Source organism: Coprococcus sp. AM11-30B, assembly GCF_027674365.1.
Taxonomy (GTDB): domain Bacteria; phylum Bacillota; class Clostridia; order Lachnospirales; family Lachnospiraceae; genus Allocoprococcus; species Allocoprococcus comes.
Genome location: NZ_JAQDVB010000055.1, coordinates 1 through 1,719, shown reverse-complemented (window position 1 = coordinate 1,719; position 1,719 = coordinate 1). Strand labels below are relative to the sequence as shown.

At 39.1% G+C, this 1,719-nt stretch carries 1 protein-coding gene; it reads left to right on the top strand.

Annotation, left to right across the window (positions count from 1 at the left end):
• Window positions 1-165: 165 nt before the first annotated feature.
• Window positions 166-1,479, top strand: coding sequence for an IS30 family transposase (locus PGU50_RS17895; RefSeq protein ID WP_442872537.1), 1,314 nt, complete (start codon window positions 166-168; stop codon window positions 1,477-1,479).
• Window positions 1,480-1,719: the final 240 nt, after the last annotated feature.

Here is a 1,719-nt window from a genome sequence, read left to right as displayed (position 1 = left end):
ACTTAAATGAAAAACTAAATTCCGGTTTTGGACCAAATGCAAGAGTAAATTCCATATAGGTCGAAGTTACTTTTGCACACATATTTGCCATATTGTCTTTGATAATCATTACTCCGTATAATGTACTTGCAGCTGATTGCCTGCCTGTGCAGATTGGAGATAATTATGAAAAATAAAGGCAATCAGAAACATTTAACATTTGAACAGCGTGTTGATATCGAGAAAGGTCTTACTGAGAATAAAAGCTTCACTGAAATTGGACGAATTATTGGTAAAAATCCATCTACTATATCAAAGGAAGTACGTCTCCACGCACATACAAAAGAACGTCCGGATTCAGGTTACACTCACCCGCCATGTATTCATCGTAAGAACTGTAAGGTGACATGCTTGTGTGATAAGATGTGTGGCATTCATTGTAAGCTTTGCAGAAAACCATCCTTTCGCTGCACTGATATATGTCCCGCATATGAGACAGCTGAATGTGAGAAACTGAATAAACCACCCTACGTATGTAATGGCTGTGGTAAAAAGACCCATTGTCTTATGCCCAGAAAGTTTTATTCATCCAAATATGCCCATGATGAGTACCGTAGCGTGCTAGTCGATTGCAGAGTCGGCATTAACCAGACTCCGGAAAGCATTCAATCCATGAATGATTTATTGGTTCCATTGATCAAGGAGAAGCATCAGTCCATCGGTCATATTTATGCTACTCATGCAGAAGAATTGGGTTGCTCCAGAAGAACACTTTACTCCTACATCAATGATTGTGTATTCGATGTCCGCAATGGTGACTTAAGGCGTTCTGTACGTTATAAGAAACGCAAGAAACCTACACAGACCAGTACAAAAGATCGTTCTTATCGTCAAGGTCATAACTACGAAAATTTCCAGAATTATATGAAAGATCATCCAGATATAAATGTTGTGGAAATGGACTGCGTGGAAGGAATGAAAGGCGAAAGCTGCGCCCTCTTGACCTTTACATTCCGCAACTGCAATCTTATGCTTATGTTCCTGTTGGAATATCAAGACCAGGAATGCGTGTTAGAGGTCTTTGTATGGCTTGAAACAGTGTTAGGACAGGATGCATTCAAAAAGCTTTTTCCGGTGATCCTCACGGATGGAGGTTCAGAATTCTCAGCTCGTGAAGAGATGGAGGAATTCTGTGACGGAAGTAAAAGCACGACTGTCTTTTACTGTGATCCATACAGCTTTTGGCAAAAAGGTGCCTGCGAAAAGAACCACGAGTATATCCGCTACATCCGTCCGAAAGGGAGTTCATTCGCTGACTTAAATGACGAGAAAGTCAGACTTATGATGAATCACATAAACAACGAAAAAAGAGACAGTCTTAATGGACATAGCCCATATGAACTCTCTCTTTTACTCTTGGACAACAAATTGCACAAAGCATTAGGATTAAAGGCAATCGCACCTGATGATGTTATGCTTAGTCCAAAACTTATAAAATAAAATAGTAAAGCACAGGCAGATTTCACTGCACCAGAATTTAGTCTTGCACATAAGGCATGTGGAATTTAGTCTCGCACACTATTTTCAGATGCCCGGTTAGTATGCATAAAAACATAAATCATGAGTGCTTACAGGTTTATTATAAGACAAAAAAATAGAATTGTTAAGGTGCATTACAGAATTTAATCCCGCATAGTTACTGAGATAATCCACAGCTGGAATTTAGTTTTTCATTTAAGT